Annotated in this window: 33 protein-coding genes; all 33 read left to right on the plus strand. The window is 51.2% G+C overall.

Features of this window, described 5'->3' with window-relative positions:
* Nucleotides 1-1,294 precede the first annotated feature (1,294 nt).
* Nucleotides 1,295-1,867: a hypothetical protein gene (locus BACCOPRO_RS09165; RefSeq protein WP_004293623.1), complete on the plus strand. Its 573-nt coding sequence runs from the start codon at nucleotides 1,295-1,297 to the stop codon at nucleotides 1,865-1,867.
* A gap of 167 nt (nucleotides 1,868-2,034) precedes the next feature.
* Complete coding sequence (locus tag BACCOPRO_RS09170; protein WP_008143004.1) at nucleotides 2,035-2,304, plus strand: hypothetical protein; 270 nt, start codon at nucleotides 2,035-2,037, stop codon at nucleotides 2,302-2,304.
* Nucleotides 2,305-2,574: 270 nt separating this feature from the next.
* Nucleotides 2,575-2,967, plus strand: coding sequence for a hypothetical protein (locus BACCOPRO_RS17525; RefSeq protein ID WP_004303960.1), 393 nt, complete (start codon nucleotides 2,575-2,577; stop codon nucleotides 2,965-2,967).
* A gap of 16 nt (nucleotides 2,968-2,983) precedes the next feature.
* Complete coding sequence (locus BACCOPRO_RS09180) at nucleotides 2,984-3,241, plus strand: hypothetical protein (RefSeq protein WP_004303959.1); 258 nt, start codon at nucleotides 2,984-2,986, stop codon at nucleotides 3,239-3,241.
* A gap of 149 nt (nucleotides 3,242-3,390) precedes the next feature.
* Complete coding sequence (locus tag BACCOPRO_RS09185; protein WP_004293628.1) at nucleotides 3,391-3,603, plus strand: hypothetical protein; 213 nt, start codon at nucleotides 3,391-3,393, stop codon at nucleotides 3,601-3,603.
* A 4-nt stretch (nucleotides 3,604-3,607) separates the two neighbouring features.
* Nucleotides 3,608-3,847 (plus strand): hypothetical protein, encoded by a 240-nt coding sequence (locus tag BACCOPRO_RS09190; protein WP_004293629.1) that lies wholly within the window; start codon nucleotides 3,608-3,610, stop codon nucleotides 3,845-3,847.
* 5 nt (nucleotides 3,848-3,852) lie between these two features.
* Entirely contained in the window at nucleotides 3,853-4,380 is a 528-nt protein-coding gene (locus BACCOPRO_RS09195) for a hypothetical protein (protein ID WP_004293630.1), read from the plus strand.
* A 40-nt stretch (nucleotides 4,381-4,420) separates the two neighbouring features.
* Entirely contained in the window at nucleotides 4,421-5,518 is a 1,098-nt protein-coding gene (locus BACCOPRO_RS09200; RefSeq protein ID WP_004293631.1) for a hypothetical protein, read from the plus strand.
* 10 nt (nucleotides 5,519-5,528) lie between these two features.
* A complete protein-coding gene (locus tag BACCOPRO_RS09205; RefSeq protein ID WP_008860787.1) occupies nucleotides 5,529-6,419 on the plus strand; it encodes a hypothetical protein in 891 nt (296 codons plus the stop codon).
* Nucleotides 6,416-6,874: a hypothetical protein gene (locus BACCOPRO_RS09210; RefSeq protein ID WP_008143016.1), complete on the plus strand. Its 459-nt coding sequence runs from the start codon at nucleotides 6,416-6,418 to the stop codon at nucleotides 6,872-6,874. The genes BACCOPRO_RS09205 and BACCOPRO_RS09210 overlap by 4 nt, the downstream gene beginning before the upstream one ends.
* 15 nt (nucleotides 6,875-6,889) lie before the next feature.
* A complete protein-coding gene (locus tag BACCOPRO_RS09215) occupies nucleotides 6,890-7,165 on the plus strand; it encodes a DUF3846 domain-containing protein (RefSeq protein ID WP_008143017.1) in 276 nt (91 codons plus the stop codon).
* A 4-nt stretch (nucleotides 7,166-7,169) separates the two neighbouring features.
* On the plus strand, nucleotides 7,170-7,649 hold the full coding sequence (locus BACCOPRO_RS09220; RefSeq protein WP_008143018.1) for a hypothetical protein: 480 nt from the start codon (nucleotides 7,170-7,172) through the stop codon (nucleotides 7,647-7,649).
* A 5-nt stretch (nucleotides 7,650-7,654) separates the two neighbouring features.
* Nucleotides 7,655-7,975, plus strand: a complete 321-nt coding sequence (locus tag BACCOPRO_RS09225; protein WP_004303957.1) for a hypothetical protein — start codon at nucleotides 7,655-7,657, stop codon at nucleotides 7,973-7,975.
* A gap of 10 nt (nucleotides 7,976-7,985) precedes the next feature.
* Nucleotides 7,986-8,165 carry a hypothetical protein gene (locus tag BACCOPRO_RS09230; RefSeq protein WP_008143020.1) on the plus strand — a complete coding sequence of 60 codons (180 nt, stop codon included), beginning with the start codon at nucleotides 7,986-7,988 and terminating at the stop codon, nucleotides 8,163-8,165.
* A gap of 12 nt (nucleotides 8,166-8,177) precedes the next feature.
* Complete coding sequence (locus tag BACCOPRO_RS09235) at nucleotides 8,178-8,423, plus strand: hypothetical protein (protein WP_004293638.1); 246 nt, start codon at nucleotides 8,178-8,180, stop codon at nucleotides 8,421-8,423.
* Between the two features lie 28 nt (nucleotides 8,424-8,451).
* Nucleotides 8,452-9,099 (plus strand): hypothetical protein, encoded by a 648-nt coding sequence (locus tag BACCOPRO_RS09240; RefSeq protein WP_004293639.1) that lies wholly within the window; start codon nucleotides 8,452-8,454, stop codon nucleotides 9,097-9,099.
* Nucleotides 9,100-9,142: 43 nt separating this feature from the next.
* Nucleotides 9,143-9,781 (plus strand): hypothetical protein, encoded by a 639-nt coding sequence (locus BACCOPRO_RS09245; RefSeq protein WP_009316558.1) that lies wholly within the window; start codon nucleotides 9,143-9,145, stop codon nucleotides 9,779-9,781.
* Nucleotides 9,774-11,036, plus strand: coding sequence for an RNA-directed DNA polymerase (locus BACCOPRO_RS09250; RefSeq protein ID WP_008143026.1), 1,263 nt, complete (start codon nucleotides 9,774-9,776; stop codon nucleotides 11,034-11,036). Before BACCOPRO_RS09245 ends, BACCOPRO_RS09250 begins: the two co-directional genes overlap by 8 nt.
* Nucleotides 11,037-11,913: 877 nt before the next feature.
* The gene (locus BACCOPRO_RS09255) at nucleotides 11,914-12,393 is read left to right on the plus strand and encodes a hypothetical protein (RefSeq protein ID WP_004293642.1); all 480 of its coding nucleotides are present in this window, start codon (nucleotides 11,914-11,916) and stop codon (nucleotides 12,391-12,393) included.
* Entirely contained in the window at nucleotides 12,390-13,478 is a 1,089-nt protein-coding gene (locus BACCOPRO_RS09260) for a hypothetical protein (RefSeq protein WP_008143029.1), read from the plus strand. Before BACCOPRO_RS09255 ends, BACCOPRO_RS09260 begins: the two co-directional genes overlap by 4 nt.
* A 362-nt stretch (nucleotides 13,479-13,840) precedes the next feature.
* Entirely contained in the window at nucleotides 13,841-14,020 is a 180-nt protein-coding gene (locus BACCOPRO_RS17540; RefSeq protein ID WP_004322731.1) for a hypothetical protein, read from the plus strand.
* Between the two features lie 12 nt (nucleotides 14,021-14,032).
* Nucleotides 14,033-14,320: a hypothetical protein gene (locus tag BACCOPRO_RS09265; protein ID WP_004322729.1), complete on the plus strand. Its 288-nt coding sequence runs from the start codon at nucleotides 14,033-14,035 to the stop codon at nucleotides 14,318-14,320.
* Between the two features lie 13 nt (nucleotides 14,321-14,333).
* Nucleotides 14,334-15,059, plus strand: coding sequence for a hypothetical protein (locus BACCOPRO_RS09270; protein WP_008860791.1), 726 nt, complete (start codon nucleotides 14,334-14,336; stop codon nucleotides 15,057-15,059).
* An 11-nt stretch (nucleotides 15,060-15,070) separates the two neighbouring features.
* Nucleotides 15,071-15,655: a hypothetical protein gene (locus BACCOPRO_RS09275; RefSeq protein ID WP_008143037.1), complete on the plus strand. Its 585-nt coding sequence runs from the start codon at nucleotides 15,071-15,073 to the stop codon at nucleotides 15,653-15,655.
* A gap of 33 nt (nucleotides 15,656-15,688) precedes the next feature.
* On the plus strand, nucleotides 15,689-15,925 hold the full coding sequence (locus BACCOPRO_RS09280) for a hypothetical protein (protein ID WP_004322721.1): 237 nt from the start codon (nucleotides 15,689-15,691) through the stop codon (nucleotides 15,923-15,925).
* Nucleotides 15,906-16,838, plus strand: a complete 933-nt coding sequence (locus BACCOPRO_RS09285; protein ID WP_008143040.1) for a hypothetical protein — start codon at nucleotides 15,906-15,908, stop codon at nucleotides 16,836-16,838. Before BACCOPRO_RS09280 ends, BACCOPRO_RS09285 begins: the two co-directional genes overlap by 20 nt.
* The gene (locus tag BACCOPRO_RS09290; protein ID WP_008143041.1) at nucleotides 16,838-17,185 is read left to right on the plus strand and encodes a hypothetical protein; all 348 of its coding nucleotides are present in this window, start codon (nucleotides 16,838-16,840) and stop codon (nucleotides 17,183-17,185) included. Before BACCOPRO_RS09285 ends, BACCOPRO_RS09290 begins: the two co-directional genes overlap by 1 nt.
* A gap of 51 nt (nucleotides 17,186-17,236) precedes the next feature.
* Entirely contained in the window at nucleotides 17,237-17,455 is a 219-nt protein-coding gene (locus BACCOPRO_RS09295) for a hypothetical protein (RefSeq protein ID WP_004293651.1), read from the plus strand.
* Nucleotide 17,456: 1 nt separating this feature from the next.
* Nucleotides 17,457-17,666 carry a hypothetical protein gene (locus BACCOPRO_RS09300; protein ID WP_004293652.1) on the plus strand — a complete coding sequence of 70 codons (210 nt, stop codon included), beginning with the start codon at nucleotides 17,457-17,459 and terminating at the stop codon, nucleotides 17,664-17,666.
* Nucleotides 17,667-17,725: 59 nt separating this feature from the next.
* Nucleotides 17,726-18,748: a hypothetical protein gene (locus BACCOPRO_RS09305; RefSeq protein WP_004293653.1), complete on the plus strand. Its 1,023-nt coding sequence runs from the start codon at nucleotides 17,726-17,728 to the stop codon at nucleotides 18,746-18,748.
* A gap of 2 nt (nucleotides 18,749-18,750) precedes the next feature.
* A complete protein-coding gene (locus BACCOPRO_RS09310; RefSeq protein ID WP_004293654.1) occupies nucleotides 18,751-19,287 on the plus strand; it encodes a hypothetical protein in 537 nt (178 codons plus the stop codon).
* Nucleotides 19,288-19,302: 15 nt separating this feature from the next.
* Entirely contained in the window at nucleotides 19,303-19,518 is a 216-nt protein-coding gene (locus tag BACCOPRO_RS09315) for a hypothetical protein (protein WP_004303944.1), read from the plus strand.
* Between the two features lie 21 nt (nucleotides 19,519-19,539).
* A partial coding sequence (locus BACCOPRO_RS09320) for a hypothetical protein (RefSeq protein WP_008143044.1) occupies nucleotides 19,540-20,368 on the plus strand: 829 nt, incomplete at its 3' end.

The following is a 20,368-nucleotide window of genomic DNA, read 5'->3' on the forward strand; positions in this document are numbered from 1 at the left end:
GGACAGAGACCGAATCCGCACCCGAGGGTACACCCTCCCTAATCTTTTTATTTTTATTACACCATTGAATATCAATAATTTATTAGGTTTACTTTTGTATAAAGTAAGCCTAAAAACGTCTTTTACATTATCTTTGCTTACAAATTGAAAGTAAAAAAATCTTTTCAGTCCTATTTTATCCATTTTAAGCAGCTAATAATCTGATAATCAATAGACAAAACTGATTTTGATTTTATACATACGTTGAAACGGGGCTTTTTTGATTTTTGCAAAGGAAAAATTTTTTTCAAAGAAAATCATTTTTTCTATTTTATTAATATTCAACTATTTACAAAATCACTTCGCGCGCGTGCGTTCCATATTCGCAAAAAGGCTGTTTTTGGAACGTTCCAAATTTTTTTTCTCAAAAAGTTTTGCAGTTCTGAAAAACGGTTTTATAATAGTCATGTACTCGAAAGCCAAACAAACGGCAAACAAGTACGGAGAAAAACGAATAAAAAAATAGATAGTAAAAAACAGAATTAAAAAACAGAAAAGCAAAGACCGCCGAGAGCGAGAAACAAAAACGGCGTTTACACGAAAGTGAGTTGTTGAGCCGTCAAAGGGTAACACCCGAAACAACACCGTGTGCGTTTAGGTACGCTTAAAGAGTGCGTTAAATAACCACGCTTCGCACGGGGCAATAATACCAGTATTGCCAACCTACGAAAGTAGGGAAATTTATGGAACGGGATAAATCGTATTTATTCCGAGTGCCGGAAATACGTCAAGACTTTTGCAAGTCGCTGGGAGTATTGAGAATACCGCCACTGAAAAGGACGTGCAAGAATAATGCCATAATTGCGCCCTTGTGCGCACGGAGATAAAATGCACGGTAGCGGAAAAACAGTCCGCACGGAGCTTGAGAAAAGAGCATTGCCAATGTTATGCCCATAATCACCAGCCGCCCACCGCCTTACTGTTAGCTGCCGGATTGGAAAAGATCCGGAACGTGCCAGAGAAGCGTCTTGCCGAAATTGGAGTAAAGCAGCGCAGAGCCACGACACGATGAGTAGAACTCGTGCAAAGATACGATATGCCGAAAATGCGCTCATTTGGATAGCTCTGCTATGGGGTACGTTTTAAGTGCGACAAAGTTACGAAAAATTTTGCCGTGCAGGGTGAAATGCACGGCAAATTTTTGGGCGCGTGGCAGGAAATGCCACACTTTGCGCTATGGTGCAAAGTTCGGGGTTCGACTCCCCGAGTGCCCGCAATGCGTGATTTTGCGCAGTGTTTCTAAAATTTTATCATTATGGCAACTTCTAAATTGAACAAGGAACAGTATGCAAACATCGGTTCGTTTGCAGGTATCATGTTGGTTTACAACTCTACCAACAAGGACGGTGAACTCGTGCAGACGGCACAGCACTTTTTCGGTGCGGACTTTGAGCCTGCCGACAAGTCGGACAACGAGATTTTCCGTGTGATTAAAAACATGGTCGCAACTATGTGGCACACCATTGCGGAGGAAAAGAAACTGCGTGCCGATGCCGACGGCATACGCTCGAAATTCCGTGCCACAACCCCTGCGGAAATCATCATCTGCGAGAAGTCGGGAAATCGTATCAAGAAGTACGACCTTACCGACAGCGTTTGGGCGCGTATCGGTCTTGTGCCGACCAAAGTAGACCTCGAGAAGTCAAACCGTGATTTCCAAAAGACAATCCATGCCGCTGCAAAGGCTATCCGCAACGCCATGGATTTCGCCCCGAACCTCGCCAGCCTCGAAAAGCCAACCGAGAAAACGACCAAGACCGGCAAGGCTGAAAAGGTGGCGGAACAGCCTGCCGGAACGGTTGCCGACGAAAGCAAAAAGGCGGCATAAGGGCAACGGAGTAACTGAAACCTGCCCGAAAAAGGCAAAAGGACGGCAGGCAGCCCGCTGAACGTGTGGGACTGCCTGCCCTTTTCGTATCTGCCGTCGTAAGCGCGTGTTCTTGTGACGTATGCCACGGATACGCGCTTTTCATTTCGGGCGAAAGCAACTGTAACGTGATAGGCGAAAAGAATTTCCCGGCAAAAAACGGTGCCGGGACTGTACCTCCGCCGCAGGACGGGGAGTACACCGTGGACGACCTGAAGACCGCTCTGGAAGAGTCCGAGCGGTCGCTGCATGATGCCGTCTTCATAGCCCGCCAAGTGTGGGAGAAGGACTGCGATGCCGTGAAGTTCGACATCGACGACCTTGTGCAGATAGAATCGGCATTGCAGGAGATATGCAACATCACCGCAGGAATTGACAGCGGGGACGATGGCGAGTGACATGACGCGCACACGTGCTGCGGAAACTGCGGGGCGTGCGCGCTTTTTCGGGCATTGATATACACTGTGTCAGGATTGCACCCTGAAATGCCCGCACTTTTCTAAAATTCCCTCCGATATGACTTCCTTGCGCCGTGAGGCGTTGTGCCTACCTTGTATATAACACGGTTAAGCACGGTCTGGCGTTCTGCGGAACCGCCTGCCGTGCTTCCGCTGTTATCCTGTGCGGGGAAGCGGAGAACGGATGTGCCAATAATAAAACGAATAAATATGATAGAAGTGTTTGACGCAAAGCGCACCCGCAGTTACGGGTGCTTTGCCAGTTTCAAGGCTGCCACCGATACGCTTGACAGCCTTGCCGCGACGGGACAGCTCGGAAGTGTGCCCGCTGTCAGCGTGGCGGCGTATTGCAGCGGCGTGTTACAACGGGAATATGAAGCGGTGTTTGTCGGTGGGAAATGGCGTGTGCCGAAATCTCCGAAAAGGCGGATGCCGGAAACGAGACCTGCCCGTGGGAGACGTCGGCGGAAATGGTGCAAGGAGTACGCTACGGCGGAGCTGATGTTCCGAGAAGGGTTTCCCGACCATTTGAACCGCAGTTATCCGCTCTCGGCGGACAGCCTGAGACGGTGCAACCGGAAATGCAGAATTTATATGCAATAATAAAAACGCAATGAGTATGAAAACATTAGCAGACGTGAAACGGAAAATGACGCTTGGCTCGAAGTGGCGGTGTGTCCGGCTGTTCGAGGGCGGAAAAGACCTCGGCGTGCGTGAGGTCGGGAAAGTGCAGGGTAATGCCGTGGCATTCCTCAAACCCGACGGGAAACTCTCGTGGCTATGGTGGCCAAAGGCAAAGGACGTGCAGGTGGAAGAAAACGCCTTCACCGTGCTCCAGAACGGAGTGCCCAAGCTCAAGTACATCTATGCCGGATAGGTGTTCCGGAAAAAATCATGCAAAATAATATGAATTAATAACAACTATGGGGGCGGAATGCCCCTATGCTTTTATAAACGGATAAAGAAAATGACAGAAATAACGAGAAAGCAGATATCTGGTCTGCGGGTAAAGATGTATTAACGGCTATGGGAGAGGAACATAGAATCAACGAGATAAAAGGTGTCATCATCAGCCGTGCCCTGCTCAAGGAATACGGGTATGATGGCGATATGCCCACCGACAAACAGATGCAGGTCATCGGCAACGGGTTACTTGAATACTGGGGCGTAAGCGACGGTTTCAAGGAAGCCCTCGCCAGTACAATGGAGAACATGTTCGGTGTAAAAGCAAAAGATTAGGTCTATGGAAACGAAAGAACTTACTACCCACCAGCGTGGTGTTATTCTACGCGGCATCTGCGGCGGGGCTGCATTGAAAGACAAGTCGCCGCAAATATCTGAAAACAATACCGTCATAACCTGCGCCGGAGGGTTGGAGATTTGGGACATCTGCTGCATCAGCAGTGATGCCGAAGCCTTCGGCCTGAAACCGTCCTTCGGTTATGACGGGCACACGAGAATCACTTTCACCCCCAAAGAATAAGCGGAATGAAATCATATTACTACTTGGACTACCTGCACCGTGAAATCTTCCTTGAAGAGGAGGATATTCAGACCGTTCCGGAATCAGGCAGGGCGGACGATGCCTGTTCCGCCATTGCCGAAAAGCCGTATGTCGTGGAGCAGTTCATGGCGGACTCTTTCCGGACACTCAAAGATGTGGCCAGCCGCCTGTGCGATTCCCCTGATATTAAAAGCCGCCACGATGCGCTGATGTATATCGTGTGGAGGGTGGCACTGGACATCAAGGAGTGGCGGACTCTGAGCCATAGCGAAGCCGCCGTCAAGGTAACCCGTGAGGACGGTTTCGTGTGGCTGCTTGTATCGGCGGAAAATGCCCGGAAGCTATGGGAGGCAGACGTATTCTCCCTGTACAGGCTTTATGCCGATGATTCGGAATCCCTGATCGAAAGCGAGGCGGAGCTGGAATCGACTATCAAGGGCGGATACCAGATAGGTATCGAGGTGGGGTTCGCCTCTGTAATGGACCATGCCGCCCGGATGAAGCAACAATAAAAATCGGAAACAATCAAATAACGAAATCAAGAAGAAAGGTATGGAAACAACATTATTGACAAAGGAAAATGCCCATCGTGTGACCATGGTGCGGCGTGTGGATGCCCCGGAAAGCGAACCGGTAGCGTTTCTTTTCAGGGGAAAGAGACACGGGTATTGCAGCTATTCCCATCTTGTAGGGAATCCGGGCAAGGAAGAAATCCTCGCCCCGGCGGACTTCAAGGACTGGGAAGTTGTGGAAGTGGCGCACCCGGGCTATCTGGAAGAATATTTCAAGCAGGCGTGCAGCTCCTACAACCTCACCTCCTTCTCACCCGACGAGCGGGGTGAGTCAGACATCGCCTCGCACGAAAAGGAACTGCACGAGGATTTGCAGTCGATGCCCGAGCAGCAGCGGGAACGTTACATGGAAAACTACAAACGCTATTTCTCTGCCATGATCGCCGCCAACAGCCGTTGTGCCAGCGCGATGATTACGGGACCTGCACGCTTCAACACGGGCCGCAACGAAAAGGCCTGCAACAGCCACGCCAAGAGCGTCACGGCGTTCCGGGAATGGCGAGAACGTGCACTCGAAGCGATTCGCAAGGCTACCGAAGCGGCCAAGCCCGAAGAACAGCGTCTCGAGGAGGAGTGGCAGAAGGTCAAAGCCTTTATCGACGATGCCGCCTCGACCATTCACGGTATCGATACGGGTACGGCACGAGGCTATAGCCGGGCTCTCTTCGTCAGCAACCTCGCCGGGCGACTCTCCACCTATGTCAACCATGGCAACGTGGAAATCATCGACCGTGCCGTCGCTCGTCTGCGAGAGTGGAACGACAAAGTCAAGAAACCTGTCGTCACGGCACGCCATTCAATCTTCAAGTATCCCGAACTCGTCCGCAAGGTGCGGGAAAAGCAGCAGGAACGGGCAAGCCGTGAAAATCGTGAGATTCCGTTCGATGGCGGCAAGGTGGTCTACAACTTCGAAGAAGACCGCCTGCAAATCCTCTTCGACAAAATACCCGATACCGATATGCGTACAACCTTGAAGCGTAACGCTTTCAAGTGGGCGCCACGCAACCAGGCATGGCAGCGCCAGCTCACCCGCAATGCCGAATATGCCGCCGGTCAGGTGTTGAAAATAACCATTTAATCCAGTGCCCATGAGATACATCATCGATTCACGTTATTTCGACGGGACATGCCTCACGTCGATGTCGGATGACATGCACAGCGACTACGGCGGCGAGACGCTGGAAGCACTGCGCGAAAGGGAGAAGAACCCGTACCTGGTCGCTGTATCACCGGTACGCATGACACTGCTTGTGAAGCGTTATACCCGGGCACTTTGCAAGCCCTTCCATGAAATTACGGAGGAACGTTATTACGAACTGCTGGAATGCCTGCCTCCGGCCCGCATGCAGAGCGACTGGTTCTTTGTCGGGGAACCGTATTACCGAAACCTGTACGCGCTCTGTTTCGAGTCGGACGGCAGGTATTTCCGGGCGGAACGTCCCATACGTCTTTCCAATGCGGAAATCTACCGCCAGATTCGGGAACACATGGAGAAAGTAAACCTGCATCCCGCCATCGTCAAGAAGGCTTCCTTTGTCAAATATGTCAATTGGTACAAAAAGACGGTCACCTACATACCGTACTATTTCGAGTATGGAGGTAAAATATATTTCCTGAAGAACCTCGCCACTCGGACGGGATCCGAATTTGGCGACCGCCGGGAACGGAACGAGATGGCGGCATTGCTGAGGAACCTGCGCGGAAACCGCTACGAATACTGCACTTTCTACTCCCAAAAGAAGGACATCTTCGAGTTTTTTGACTGGCTACGGAAGAACAAATACACGCTGGAAATCCAGGGCGACTTGTTCGACTTTGCGGATGACCGCTCCCACGTGGACTTTCACGGCAATGTATGCGAGTATTCGGCTGTGTTCCATTACCGCATCTATTCACGCGAGCTTTTTGGCCATATCATTAACCAGCTACGCACCGTGAAACGGTATCACGCGTGGCATAAAAGGAGGGAAATACGATGAAAATCTCAAATGAACCTACCCCATACCTCCTGCTCAAGGCAGGAACTGACAGTGCATGGGATTGCTGCGACTTTGCAATCGTGTACCTGTCAAAAGAGTGGAGACAGACACAGTCCGGCAGGCTGGAAGCCGTCAAGCCATTCAAGGATGACATCAGTTTCCAGTCTTTGAACTTTTATGACATATCGGTTGGTTTTTACCAGCCGGACGAGGACGGGATACTGGGCAGCGAGGACTTGCCGGAAGACAATAACTGGTGCTTCGTGGAACTGACCGAAACGGAACTGGAAAGGTTGGTTCCGCCGGACAATGTGCTGGTCAGCCATATCTTGGCGGTATTTGCAAACGGGGAAGCCAGATACCGGGCGTACGGCAAACATACCGACGAGCGATTCTATACTGAAAAATTCCCTTTGCAACAGATTTTGGATATACTGGCGAGTCATGAATCTTAAAATTTCAAAGCAACTATGACAGAAATCATCAAAACGGACGGAACACGCCAACCCGTGCAGCCAGCCAATGGCTCAGACTTCACGCTGGAGGAGATGCAGGCGATTGTCGGCGGCTACATCGAACTGGTGGAACTGGACGGGAGCACGACAATGGTCGTCAACGAGGAAGGCAAACTTATCCCTCTGTCCCTCAATCTTGAAGCGAGCAGGATATTCCGTGCTCATCACCCGGCGTCGAAAGACTTCATCGTTGGGGACGTACTTGTGTGCAATAACAATCAAATCAGATAAAATTATGGATAAAGAGAAAGCAAAAGCGCTCAGCAAGACCCTCGCATGCTACAAAGAATTACAAGAGAATAACAGTGTAAACCTGATCGAGTTCCATACCGCTGACGGGCAGAAACACGGTATCGGCAACCCGGAAGCCATCAAGCTGTTGCTTTCGGTGGCCGTCATCGAACTGGAACGCCAGCTCCGGACCGCACAGTTCGGTGATATTCCGGAAAGCCTGGAGAACAGCCGCGAGTACAAGGCGGCCAAACAGCTGGAATACGCCATGAACGATTTGGGATTCAAGTCCGAACGTTTCGCCCAGGCTCTTCCTTATTTCCACAAGACACTGGAACAGACATTCTTCAGAACGGTAAAGGCTTCCATTACCGCTATGGCAGGGCGTGATTCACGCTACATTGACGACCGCAACCGTGCTTCATACGAGATGTGTCAAATGCTGGCCTCCATGCTGGAAGATACCCGTCTGCCCTTTATCTAAATGCCATGTTCATAGACGAGAGGACACAAAACCGCCTCCATGCCGTGCCGGGAGAGAGTATCTCCCACGGCACGATGCGCACGCAGGACCTGATTCCGGCGTTCTTGGACGTTATCCGTGACACACCGGAGTACGTGCAGGTGATGAATGCCATCCCCGCCCATGCCATGGAGGACAAAGAAGCAGACTGGTGGAACAGCGATGACGCGGCGGGATTGCTGGAATCGCTGTTCGACACGCTCGATAGTTACTCACCGGAGGGGTACTATTTCGGTGCTCATCTCGGTGACGGGTCCGATTACGGATTTTGGAAAATGGACAAGTGAATGTCGGAACATGGTACGGATTACAAAAGACAAGCGGCATGACATTCTCAAAGACGGGATTTGTATCGGGCAAATCTATCTTGCCCGTGCCGAAAGCAGGAAATTAAGATACTGGGCAATCTCTTGCATGAGTGGAATCGGCTTCAACACTTTCAATGAAGCCCGCAGTTATGCCAAGGATTTCCTTTAATAAAAGAATCGCATGAAAAATTGGATACAACAGATGCTTTTGTGGCGTAAAAAGACGGACAAGGGCAGAATGACACTCGGAAAGGTGCAGAAAGAGTATCGCGAGAATGACGTATGCATGGGAGAACTCCTTGATGCCCTTCCCGCCGACGGCCTTTCCATAGAGGAAGCTTTCGAGCTGGCTATCACCGCCAAGAAGTGGGCGGACGGAGACCGTTTCTACCGGAGTATCAACGATGGAGAACCGGAAGAATTGTAAGGTAAATAACAATAAACAATAATGACAAATGAGCAGATATGATTTTATAAGATTCGGCGGCTTTGTCAACTGGGCGGACGAGGACACGGACACGTTCCGGAAAATGAAAGTCTGCCTGCCGGTAAAGGAGCCTGTCGAAGATGACACGAAAATAGGACTGATTTCCACGGACGAGGACAATCCGGAAGAAATCGCGGTTTCCTATTCCGTCAGGGCAGCCGAACTCATCCCTTGGACGGACTCATTCCAGGAAGGATACTGGAAAGCCCTGATAGTGGCAGAGGCAAACGGAGCAGGCACGGACGTATTGCTGCCCATGCTCAAAGATGCCGGACTATGCCTGATGGAATGTGTCTTCCTGATGCTCCGGAGCGATGCCTGCAAACTGTTTCCGGTCCTGTGCCGGCTGTTCCCGGAAGTGGAGGAAATGTTTGAGATTATCACATGGAATGACAGGGAATATTTTGTCAGGGAACTGACGCTGTTCCGTGGAACGGGCGGGGAATACAAAACCCTAGTCTCTGTAACGGGTCTGCAAGACGTGCTGGTCGGCAAAGACGGCGCACCCATATCGGACGAGGCGGAGGCCGTGGACCGGAAAATCTGCTATTACTTCACGGACGAGGAGTTCCTGCTGCCGGAAGAGCGGCTTGTAGCCCTTGCGGAGGATGCGTGAGAAATCATAATGTATGTACAAAGACCAGAAAATGAATAAAAGAATGAACAAACAGCAAACCACTCCCGTTACCGACACTTTTAAGGGGATGCTACTTATGTCAATGGGTGTCCCTGTAGGAAACATCCGTCCCTACCGTTTGAAGTCGGCACCTTCCTGCCTCGGCGGTTTCGAGCGCATGAGCGTAGCGGCAGCACGAGCCTCGGGAATGGATATCCCGGAGACGGAGAAAGAGAACGATGAAGTTTACATATGCCGCTTGGGACCCGCCGTCTTCCATAAATGGATGCCTGTCTGGATGTTCGAAACCGCTTTCGAACCGGTTCCCGAGCAGAGACGCGGTGACCGCATCCGAACACTTACGGAAGAGATGAACAACCATCACGTGGCGGAGAAAGCCCTGAATGAAAAATGTTACGCCCTGTCCGTGGAGCTGCTTTCCGAGTGTGGCGGCAGCCTTGATGACAACGGTGAACAATCCTCGACCTATCTCCATGTTGTGGACCGTGACCCCGTGGAACTGGTCATCACGAACGCGTCGCTCCGGAAAGACGGGAAAATCTTCATCATGGGTTACAGTTACTACACGGGCGAGGAGTACGAGCAGGAATGTGACGTAGAATCCGGCATGGACATACTGAATTTTATCCTTTCCCAAAAAAGTTTTGAGTGCTATGAATGAAGACAAGATATTGCAAATGTTCTTCGACATAGGCCAGTGGACGAAGGCCATTGAGAAAGGCGTGCTGAAAGACATTAGGAAAGACCAACTTATTCGGCTGACCGACGAGCATACCCGTATGGCGATGGCCTATGCCATGCGCCGGGGAAAGTACGAGATTTCCCCTCCCCACACGGCGCAGATACCCAAGGACAACGGTGAGTTCCGCACAGTGTACGTAAACGAGCCGATGGACCGCGTAGTACTGGGTATCGCCAACGACCTGCTCTTCGAGTTGATGCCGGAGATGCTGCACTCTTCGTGCAAGTCCTACCAGACCGGTATAGGGTGCGGCAAGGTAGTTACGGAAGTCAGCCACCGGATGACAGAAACCGGCAATAGCGGCTGTCTGGGCTGGAAGTCCGACCTTTCCAAATACTTCGACAGTGTTCCGATACGGTTCATCGACGAGGCGTTCGACAAGGTGGAGGCCAAACACGGCCAGTCTGCCCTGATAGACGTACTTAGGAAATATTACCACTCGGACCTCTATTTCGATGAAGATAACCGGTTGCAAAGCAAGTATCAATCCTTGAAACAGGGTTGTGCTGTGGCTAGCTGGCTGGCGGATGTACTGCTCTACGACCTAGACAGGGAACTGTCACAAATGAACGGCTACTACGTCCGGTATTCCGACGATATGCTTTTTATCGGCAAGGATTATGAAAAAGCGATGGACACACTCCAAAAACGCCTGGAAGATAAATCCATGAAGCTAAATCCCAAGAAAGTGGAATACCTGGCAGCCGATGTCTGGTTCAAGTTCTTAGGATTCAGTATCAAGGGCGGCATGGTCTCGCTCTCGTCATCACGCATCAAGACCTTCCAGCACGAGATCGAGCGGCGGACAATCCGCTGCCGGGACACGACACTGGCAAAAGCCGTGGACGCCGTGAACCGTTACCTGTACAAGGGCGAGTTCAGCTGGGCGATACAGGTATTGCCGGTCTGTAATGTGAAGAGTGACCTCAACGAGCTGAACAAGTTCGTGATGGACTGCTTTAGAGCCATTCAGACGGGCAGGTGCAAGATCGGCGGTCTGGGATATGTCCGAACCAAACCGGATGGCTGCATCGTCCGGGGACGGGGACGCAACGTGAAGGCCAACCGCGATAAAACAGACCGGGACATACCGGGTTACCTGACTGTCGGCTGCATGCGTAACGCCCTTCTGACCAGCCGGGCGGTGTACAACACGCTGGTGGCATCGCTATAAGTTACGCCGGGCACACGGCAGAACGGGTGGACGGGCAGGCTATTCAACGTTACAGGCTTATAACCAGAATCCATATCGAGATTAACCGGTCTAACACCCGGTTAATCCCATCTCGATTCTGGCTGCGCCTGTAATGTATCGGGAAATTAAAGTCATGTGCCGTCTGTCCCGCACCCGTTACCGGAGCACACCGGGAAAGTTCAAGGAATAGGTTTGGGCATCCCGCGTACCAACGTCTTCTTTCCGAGTCTGAAGGCGGCTGACCGTCGCCTTCGGACTCCGCAGAAGACCCATACGCGGGATACATCGGAAGCATAAAGCCATGTGCCGGTATTATGAGAACTTTCAGTCTTTTCCAGCACGGGAACGTGCGGTTCGGGGGAATGGATTCAGCCTGCTGTCCCCGATAAGCCCGTCTCGCGCCGTCGTATCCCTAACGTTATACGACGATACGACGGCGCCATTCCGGCTTCCGCCACAGCAGACATCGGACCTGTAAAGGAACGTGCCGGCATTCCGGGAACCGCAAAAAGAACAGCACAGGGCAAAGGGGGCAAGGCCGGGATTTCAACAGAGCCGCAATTCACACGGCTGGAGCCTGTGTCATCTCCTGCTAACACGACAGATGACACAGGTTCCAGCTGTACTCGCGGCCCGTATCAGGTTTTTAAAGGGATGTGCCGTCCGGATGAGTCCCCTGAACAGAAGGTAGCGCGACCGCATATGCACGAGGGACCCAAATTCAAGATACAGTATTCAAGCTTGGTCCTGAGCCAGGCAACTACCTGGTTCAGGACCGAAGTCCTACTGTATTTATCAGGACTATAAAGATACGCGCTAGGGGTTTGAGTGCCATTAATTGTAAACAGGTGAGAAAATGGAAGATATTTACCGAGAAACCGTCACCGCCATAGAGAACGGCGCAAATTTCCGGATTGATTTCCAGTCCAGAAGTTTAAAAGTAAACGGGAGACACATGATACGGAACGGCAGGTATGATGGCGCTCCGTGGTTGCCGGAGTACGGCTGCGGGGATTTTTTCACGGATGTGGAGGAGCTGTACCGCCGCTATAAACATTCGATACCATCGGAGCGCAGCCAGAGCAAGTCCCGCCGGTATTTCATGGCATTGCCCGAAAGTGACCTCGAGGACGGGGACATGCTGTACGGGCAACACCGGGATACCGCGCAATTCGAGCTGGAATTCTATATCCTCTGCCGGATTATAGGCGGGTTCACATGGAATCCCGAAACGATGGGCAAATGGTTCTGGCAAAGCGAAAAAGACAAGGACCTGGTGATACTCAGAAAATGGGTGGAACCCGGAAGTAATCAACTATTAACAAATTCACAATGAGCAGAAAGAAACAAGAAACAAAAGTCCTGTGCCCCGGATGCGGCACGGAATTCGCCATCGCGGACAAGGAATTTGCCGCCACGGGCACCGTTATCGGCAAGAATTCGGATTTGGGCACCGTCTATCCGGTGGTGGCCGGCCATAATTCTCCCGCCGGACTTCCCAAAGGGGCGCGGGAGCGTATCGAGGCACTCCGCGGTGCCGGTGTGGACGTGAGCTGCCTGTTCGCCATGCAGGGAGCCGAGGGCGGCGAGTATATCGCCTCCAACAAAGACGGGAAACTTACCATCCTGGATGACAACGACCCGATATTCGGCAGCATCATGGCACAGGGTACCGTTCCCAACAACCGACTCTTCCGCCGGTGGGTCATGGCACAAATGTTCCATATGATGTCATACACGCATTACCGTGAAAAAGAGCCGGCAGGGGTGACCGAGATGATTCACCGGAAAGGCTATGATTACCAGTGGAAAATGCTCTTGAACGAGCTGCACGCCCAGATGAAGATGGAACACAAGGACATCACGGGTTTTGCCGAGAGAAACCGCTGGTTCAACCGTGATGTGGTTTTGGCCATCGCGAGCGACTATGTCAACGCGCTGAAAAAACACGTGGGCAACCTGGAAACAAGAAAATGCAAGGGAGTTCCCTACAAGCGTATACACGGCCGTAATATTTTCGTGGAGGACCTGCAATCCAAACTGTACTACCCGCTTTCCATCGCGATAACCCACATCAGGCACGCGTTGGACGCCACACAGCTTTACAACGCGGTCAGACAGTTCAATGACCGTCGTATCCGGCTGCCATGGGGCACTCCTCAAAGCAAGGCATGGATGGATGCCTATAAGGGAGCCGGGGCGTTCTTTACCATGCAGAACCTGATTCGTTTCCACGGTTGCACGGCTGTCAATGACCGGGGTCGGCGTCTGGACAAGTACCAGTCACTGGCGTTCCTGTCAGCCAAGGCGGAAGAGTATAAAAACGGAGAAGGCTGGCGGTTGCTGGCAGTCCTGAAAAAAATGCTGGCGGACAACAATATCAACATCAAAAAGAAGATGGCGGCATGGCGTAAGAAATAGGCCGTCATCTCCATCCGCCCGGTAGGCGGCACGGTGTGGCGGGTCAGAATAAATTAGTACTCCCTCCATTGAAATGATGCTCATCCCTGTTAACACAAGATGAGCATCTTTCAATGGAGGCATTACATCGAAAACGTAAAGAGATGCCCCTGTTTGACGACCACACCGCTATTCTAATCAAAACGACATAATCCTTTATACGATGAGCAAGAAACAACTACGACGCAGGGCCTACCTGCTGTACCGGTTACGAAAACAGGGTATCCGATGCCTGACACGTTGCCGGACCATCTTCTACCCTTACGGGGAGGATCCTAAATCAGTACCGCAGATCTGCAGCCTGATAAGCGAATTCCATTTCCATGTCCAGTTTGAAATACCCGCCTGACATGAAACCGGGAGACATTGCAACGCTGAAAGTGCCCTACAAGGGCTATCGCCGTATAGAGCTGTTGGAACGGCTCCAATACACCTGGCTGGTACGCATCTGCGAGAGCGGGAAGGAGATCGAGGTCTATGAAGACGAGTTCGAAACGGATTAAAGGCACGGAACAATGAAAGGAGAACAACAGGAAGAACGCATACCGAACTTTATCGGCAATGCCGTCATTATCCTCACAGCCGCCCATCTGGGCTGCGAGGTGGAGATGCTCGCCACCGCACAGGAGGTGTGGCGGACGAAACGCCTGCCCGAGGCGGTACTGCTGGGCATGTACGAAAAGGCCGCATGCGATGCCGTGTCGGCTGTCCGGAAGAGAGGTCTGGCGGAACAGGCTGACCGTCTCGGAGAGATATTTTACAGGACGGGGGAATTTCCCCCGCCGGAAGAAGACAATACATAAAAAGGAGTAACAAATGAAAACAAGGACTTTTCAGGAAATATATGATTTCTGCCGTACGGACGATACCTACCGGAGCTATTTCGAGGCATCGGACGAGTCCCGCATTACCGGAGCAAGGGCAAGAAAGTACTATTACGGCGACATCCGCCGAGGCCAGTGCCGCGTGGGGACATTCATCTACTGCCAGTCGATGCGGCAGCTTGAAAGGTTCCTCGAGGGCGCAAGGCAGGACCACTACATCCATGTTGACCCGCCGGCCTGCCGGGAAGTGAGCCTCAAGGACGATATGTTCCCCGGCCAGACCGCCTATATCGTGGTACATGTCAGGAGGCAGGGTGTGCAGATTGAAATCGAACACCCGTTGCATGGTGGATGGGTGCATTTCACGGCACGCTCCCACCGTCCCTTCACCAGGGAGGGAATCATAGCCGAGGCGAAGTCCTACATTGACAGCCACATCCTGCTGGCACCGGGAAGATACCGGGACTTGCAGCTGGAACATATGGTTTCCAAGGAACAGTTCCCCGCATGGTACAGGCAGTATAAAATGAGGCTGCACGACCGGGCGGAAGCCGAACATCGGGATATGGTGGACAGATACAGGCACAGGAACGACCTTACCTACGGAGAAGCCCGTGACATGCTCGCGGCTTCGGGTATATTCTTCGACCTGAACTGCGACGAGTTCGAGCGGGACGAGATTACGGAACAATTTGTAAGACTTTGTAACAAAACATAATACCCAGGCAAATGAATCTATATAATCAAATCAAATATAACGGGTATCGCATCAACATCTATTATGATGATGACGCCCGAAGCCCGCGTGAAGCGTATGACAATCTCGGTACGCTTTATACGGCACATCGTCGCTACCGCCCGGAGAAGGAGTTTGATGACCACTTCGATATCGACAAGGTTTTTGAAGGGCATATCGGAAATTTCCGGGAATCGTTCCTGAAGGAATATATCGCCCTGCCGGTCTACCTCTACGACCATGGCGGCATTACAATATCCACCTCGCCGTTCAGCTGCCCGTGGGATTCCGGATTTTTCGGAATCATCGCGGTACCGTTGGACAAGGTGCGCCGGGAATACGGGTGGAAGAACATCACCGCGAAACGCAGGAAGCGGATCGAGGGATACCTGCAAGACGAAATCAGTACCCTTGACAACTACTATACCGGGGAAGTTTTCGGGTATCGCATCATGCCGGAAAGTGACGATGACAATGAACTGGACAGTTGTTGGGGATTCTATGGTACGGAATGTATGAAAGAACTGGAAGCCGAATGCAGGCATATTATCGACGGGCAGAACAAAGCGGCAGCATAAAATAGAAAAATACGCATAATAACTGGAAATACAATGAAGACATCATACGGACTTGAATTTGACACGGTAACAGAAATCAATCCTGAATGGAGCGACTATGACAAGACGATAGCAGGATGTCACCTGGCCAATGCCAGGGTGGTCATCGTGGATACGGAATACGGGCAACCGATAGACAATGAGCATGACCTTGAAGAAATCTACCGGATTCTCGAAAAGAAAAAGACAGGCCATACTAAAAATGAACGACATGGAAGAAAAACGAGATAACAAGGAAATCAGGGTACGCCTGCACCATATCGACCGTGGAAACTGCACGGAAGTATGGGAGGTGCAGACAGAGAAGGGGAAGCCCAGACGCTATCTGGGACGTGACGACGGTTATGGACCGAAGGAGTGGTACACGCTCTGCGATGCTCCCTACGGCTATTGCGAACGCGACTGCCATGTGAGGGAGGACCTCACCCTCATTGTCTGCGACAAAGATTGGAACGAGGTGTTGCGAGACGGAACGGACAGGGAACGCTTTCCTGAAAGTTTCCCTTCACTGGATGAAGCCTGCAACGAGGCATGGAGCAAGGTCGTGAAAGTGCTTCCGCATGTCACGCACAAAGGTTTCGGGCAGTGGATCACCAAACAGTCATTCCTCCCGCTCAGCCAGACCGAAGAATTGAATTGGCGGGATAGCTACTATGAGGAAGAAGCGAGTGAGATACTCTCACGTTTTACATGGATCGGTGAAGAGTATGCCATATTCAAGGTTACCCAGAGGCACACCAAGTGCGACGCCCAATGGTACGAGTATTACGCGGGGAAGACAAACCGGCAGGAACACGAGTGGTATACCCGTTTCTTCGGTTACGAGTACCATGACCGGCATATCAGCGACGTACTCCGGACACTCGGAAGGCGGTGCGACGACATCATCCGTACTGCGGTGGAAACCCGCACGGACCACTATTACGGGCGTACGGTTTCCTGTTTCATGGACGAGTTCATCGGTTACGACCTGTCCCATGAACAGGTCCGTGACGCCAAGGAATGCAGATTGCGCAAGGCACGGGAAGACTACGACGAAGCGAACGCCTACTATTACAAACTGAAAGAGAATGAGGAAAGCATCCGTGGTATCGAATTGATGCTGCACTGCATAAGACAACAAATCCGAAAAATGAAAAGATAATGGCCAGAAAACTACATGTAGCCAGAGTTTGGCAAATCGAATACAAATATCCGGGTATGTATGGCGGGGACGGTCAGGATATCTTTTATGATATCCTGACAATGTTCGAAGTTGATAACTCCGCAGAAGACGCCTATACCGATGACTTCGAAATAGCCCGTTCGGGTCTGCAGCAGCTAAGAAAACATATCTCAGAACAGGATGAAACCTTCCGGCAGAATGCCGAAGAATTTTATTCCTGCCTGGCAAAGGTCGGGATGGACCGGGAAAAGTTTATCGAAGTACTCGATTGTCTAATCAACGGCAGTGACCAAAGCGATGCCTATGTGCATGTCTCATGGTTTTAATGATATGCCATGAAGGCGTTTCGAGCAAACCTGCCGTAACATCAAACCTGTATGAAACCTAAAGATAACGGGCTGGCCAACCTTCATGACCGGAAACGTGAGGAACGCGGTTTCTGCTGCATGCAACTGATCATATTCCTTACAGACAATGGAGTGAAGAGCTGGGATGAATGGCACCGGGCGCATACCGACGCGGCCCGGGGCGAATGCAGATACCGCAAGCGGTGCCCGGTTTATGGACGTAGCAAACATTTAATGAACAATAAATAATATGGTACTTAATATTGTAAAAAACGACCTGCCTGCCTCATGCATTGCAGAATATGTAAGATGCGTATTTGACAATGCCAAAGTAAACATCAAAGATGAAAATGCAGTATCCGTCGACATCGAAGTGACCGGAAAGAACGAGCTGCACTCTTTGGAAGGATTAAAAGAGTTGGAATACTATTTTAAAGATTATGACATAAGAATATGGTGACCGCCATGCAACGGGCGGCAAACCGGAAATTGTTCAACTACAGATAAAAAACAAGCAACATGGAACAGGAAAAACCTACAAAGCCGGAAACAGACAGAACCTTTCCGGAAGACGATGACACACTTTACCGTGAAATGACAGTGCACATGCCCCGCTGCTATTTTCCGACTTCGCTAGGCGAGAACAGTATCCTCAAATTTGCCGGAGAGGAATTCCGCCGCGTCAAGAATATTGTCTGCCGGCGCTACAACTTTAACGAGGACAAATATATCCGGGAGAACGCCGGCGTATCCCCTTTCGACTCTGTTCGAGGCAACTTCGAGCAGGAAGTGTACAGACGTCTCCGTAAGGATTATGCGCACCTCAGTATCATCTCCATCAGAAGATCACTTATGGAGAAAATCCGCGACGCCGTGAAGAAGGAGAACAACATCATCGGCACGTTCTACCGCAACTGCGGCGTACATTACCGGGAGGCGGAATCAGCGGAGTATGAAACCTCCCCGATAGTGGTGGTCCACAATTCCGCTTTTTACGGATACGGCGGTTATGAAAGTGCGACCGTTTATGAACTTTTCATCGACGGGAACGGCAAACTGCTCTGCACGCTCAACGGCGAAGCCGGCGAGGATTTCGATGAGCCCATCGGACAGGTACAGACCGAGGGATTGCTTGAGATTGCCCACTGGCTGGAAGAACACGGGTTCATCTCCGCTGATGTCAATGACGACGAGATTGTCGTATGCGAGGGGTGCGGTTCAGACAATATACAGACCCAGGCATGGGTGGATCCGAATGCCCGTACATTCATCGGTACCACGGGTATAGACCGCTATGATAACTGGTGCGACGAATGCGAGGACCATCAGCCATTCTGTACTTTAAAAGAGTTCAAAGAACGCATGGAGGAATGGTGGAACTCGTTGGACGCAAATCAAATGGAACAGATCACGGGTTGCCGTCAGGACAAGTGTCCGGCCGGAGACAACCATCAGGGGTTTGCCGAAACCTGCAATGAATGGTGGGAAAACAAGGGCTATGACGAGAAACGTAAAATCTGGAAAGAACATAATGACTGCTGATTATGATTTACAATCTTCTTAAACGCATACAGAACCTGTTGGCTTCCAAGCCGTCCGGGACAAAGGAGGAACAGGAAATCCTGAGTCTGGTCAGCCAGGCGCTTCCTGCAATGCTCAATGGGCATGATACGGAAACACTTGCCGCCAATGAGCTGCTGGTACGGATATGCCCCGACACCAAACGGCCGGTCCTCGTATGCCATAACGGCAACGGGCAGTGCCTGTGCCTGCACAATGGGACGACGGAAGAGGATGCCGTCGACGTGGACTTATGGCTGCGTTCCAACGGTAGAGAGTGTAACGGCTACAACAAGTTGCAGGAGGCTGTCGTGGACCTTGCCTACAATGCCGGGGCGGACAACCTGTGGGAGGACAGGGACTCCCGTGCCGTCAATGCCGAGATCGTCCAGTGGGCGGAAGAATTCGAGACTGAGCATGCGGGCACTGATTGGGATGCGGAGGACTACTTCCTTGCCATCGACAGGTTTTACAAGGAAAAGACAAAACAAATGAATCCGGTTACAATACCGGCGAACTGAAAAAATGGCAACCGAATGGACAAGGAAATTGCAGAAGAAATCATCCGGGAAAACCGTTATCCGTCCGGATATGACATACAAGACTATCTGTTTGACAATGAGGATACTGTGCTTTCTCTGGAGGACGGAACGGAGCTGCTTGATGACTTCGACCTCTGGAAAGAACGTTCCGACCTCGAACTTGAAAAAATCATGGACCGGAACTACTGGTCCTCGACTGGTGGATATTAGATTAAAAACAGGAATATAATTATGGTAAGAGAACTTTATCAACGGCTCAGGGAATATTTCAACAACTTACCCGAACCGACAGAAGAGGAAAGACAATTTATCCGGGAGCTGAACGCCGGGTATTTCCCTATCACGTCCGTCCACCGCGATGACCTGGAAGGACAAGGTTTCGATGTGGAAAAGATCAGCGATGACGACATGCAGAATCTGGCGGAAAAGATGGCCGACGATTACTGCGAACAGTTGTTCTGGCCCAGCATGGAAATCATTGCCGGAGAAATCCTGAGTTTCCCGAAAGTAAAAACAAAAGACATTATCTGTCCGAAATGCAATTCGGAAAATATCCGTTATGATATTCACGAAAGTCGGTTCCACTGCGGCGAGTGTTCCCTGGCATGGGATGACAAGTTATATGCACTCGTGGAATTTCCCGAGGAAAGTGCTCCTTTCGAGGAAGAAGGAACCGGTTATCCGGCATGGGGAAGCGGGGAGAACGGGGCGCTTTACGTGCCCGAGGAAGACTATATACGCCATACCGGCAAATCTCCCGAACGGGACAAGTGTTACCGTGCCGTGTGTTGGCCGGACTCCCAGAAATACATGGGAACGAAAGGTTGTGAACCCATACAGGATGAAAACGGGATACGGGATTTCGGCACATCGGCATACTGGGTGCCGCTGCTTCTGACGGAAGAAGCGGCAGAGCGACGAATGGACAAGAAAAAGGTACCGGTATGCCCCGAATGTGGGGGCACAGATATTGACATTCTGAGTGACGAGGGCGTGGCCGTATGCAATGACTGCTGCCTTGAATGGCCTTACGCGGAGGATGAGAATGGAAACGGTAGAT

The sequence above is a fragment of the Phocaeicola coprophilus DSM 18228 = JCM 13818 genome, from assembly GCF_000157915.1.
Classification (GTDB): domain Bacteria; phylum Bacteroidota; class Bacteroidia; order Bacteroidales; family Bacteroidaceae; genus Phocaeicola; species Phocaeicola coprophilus.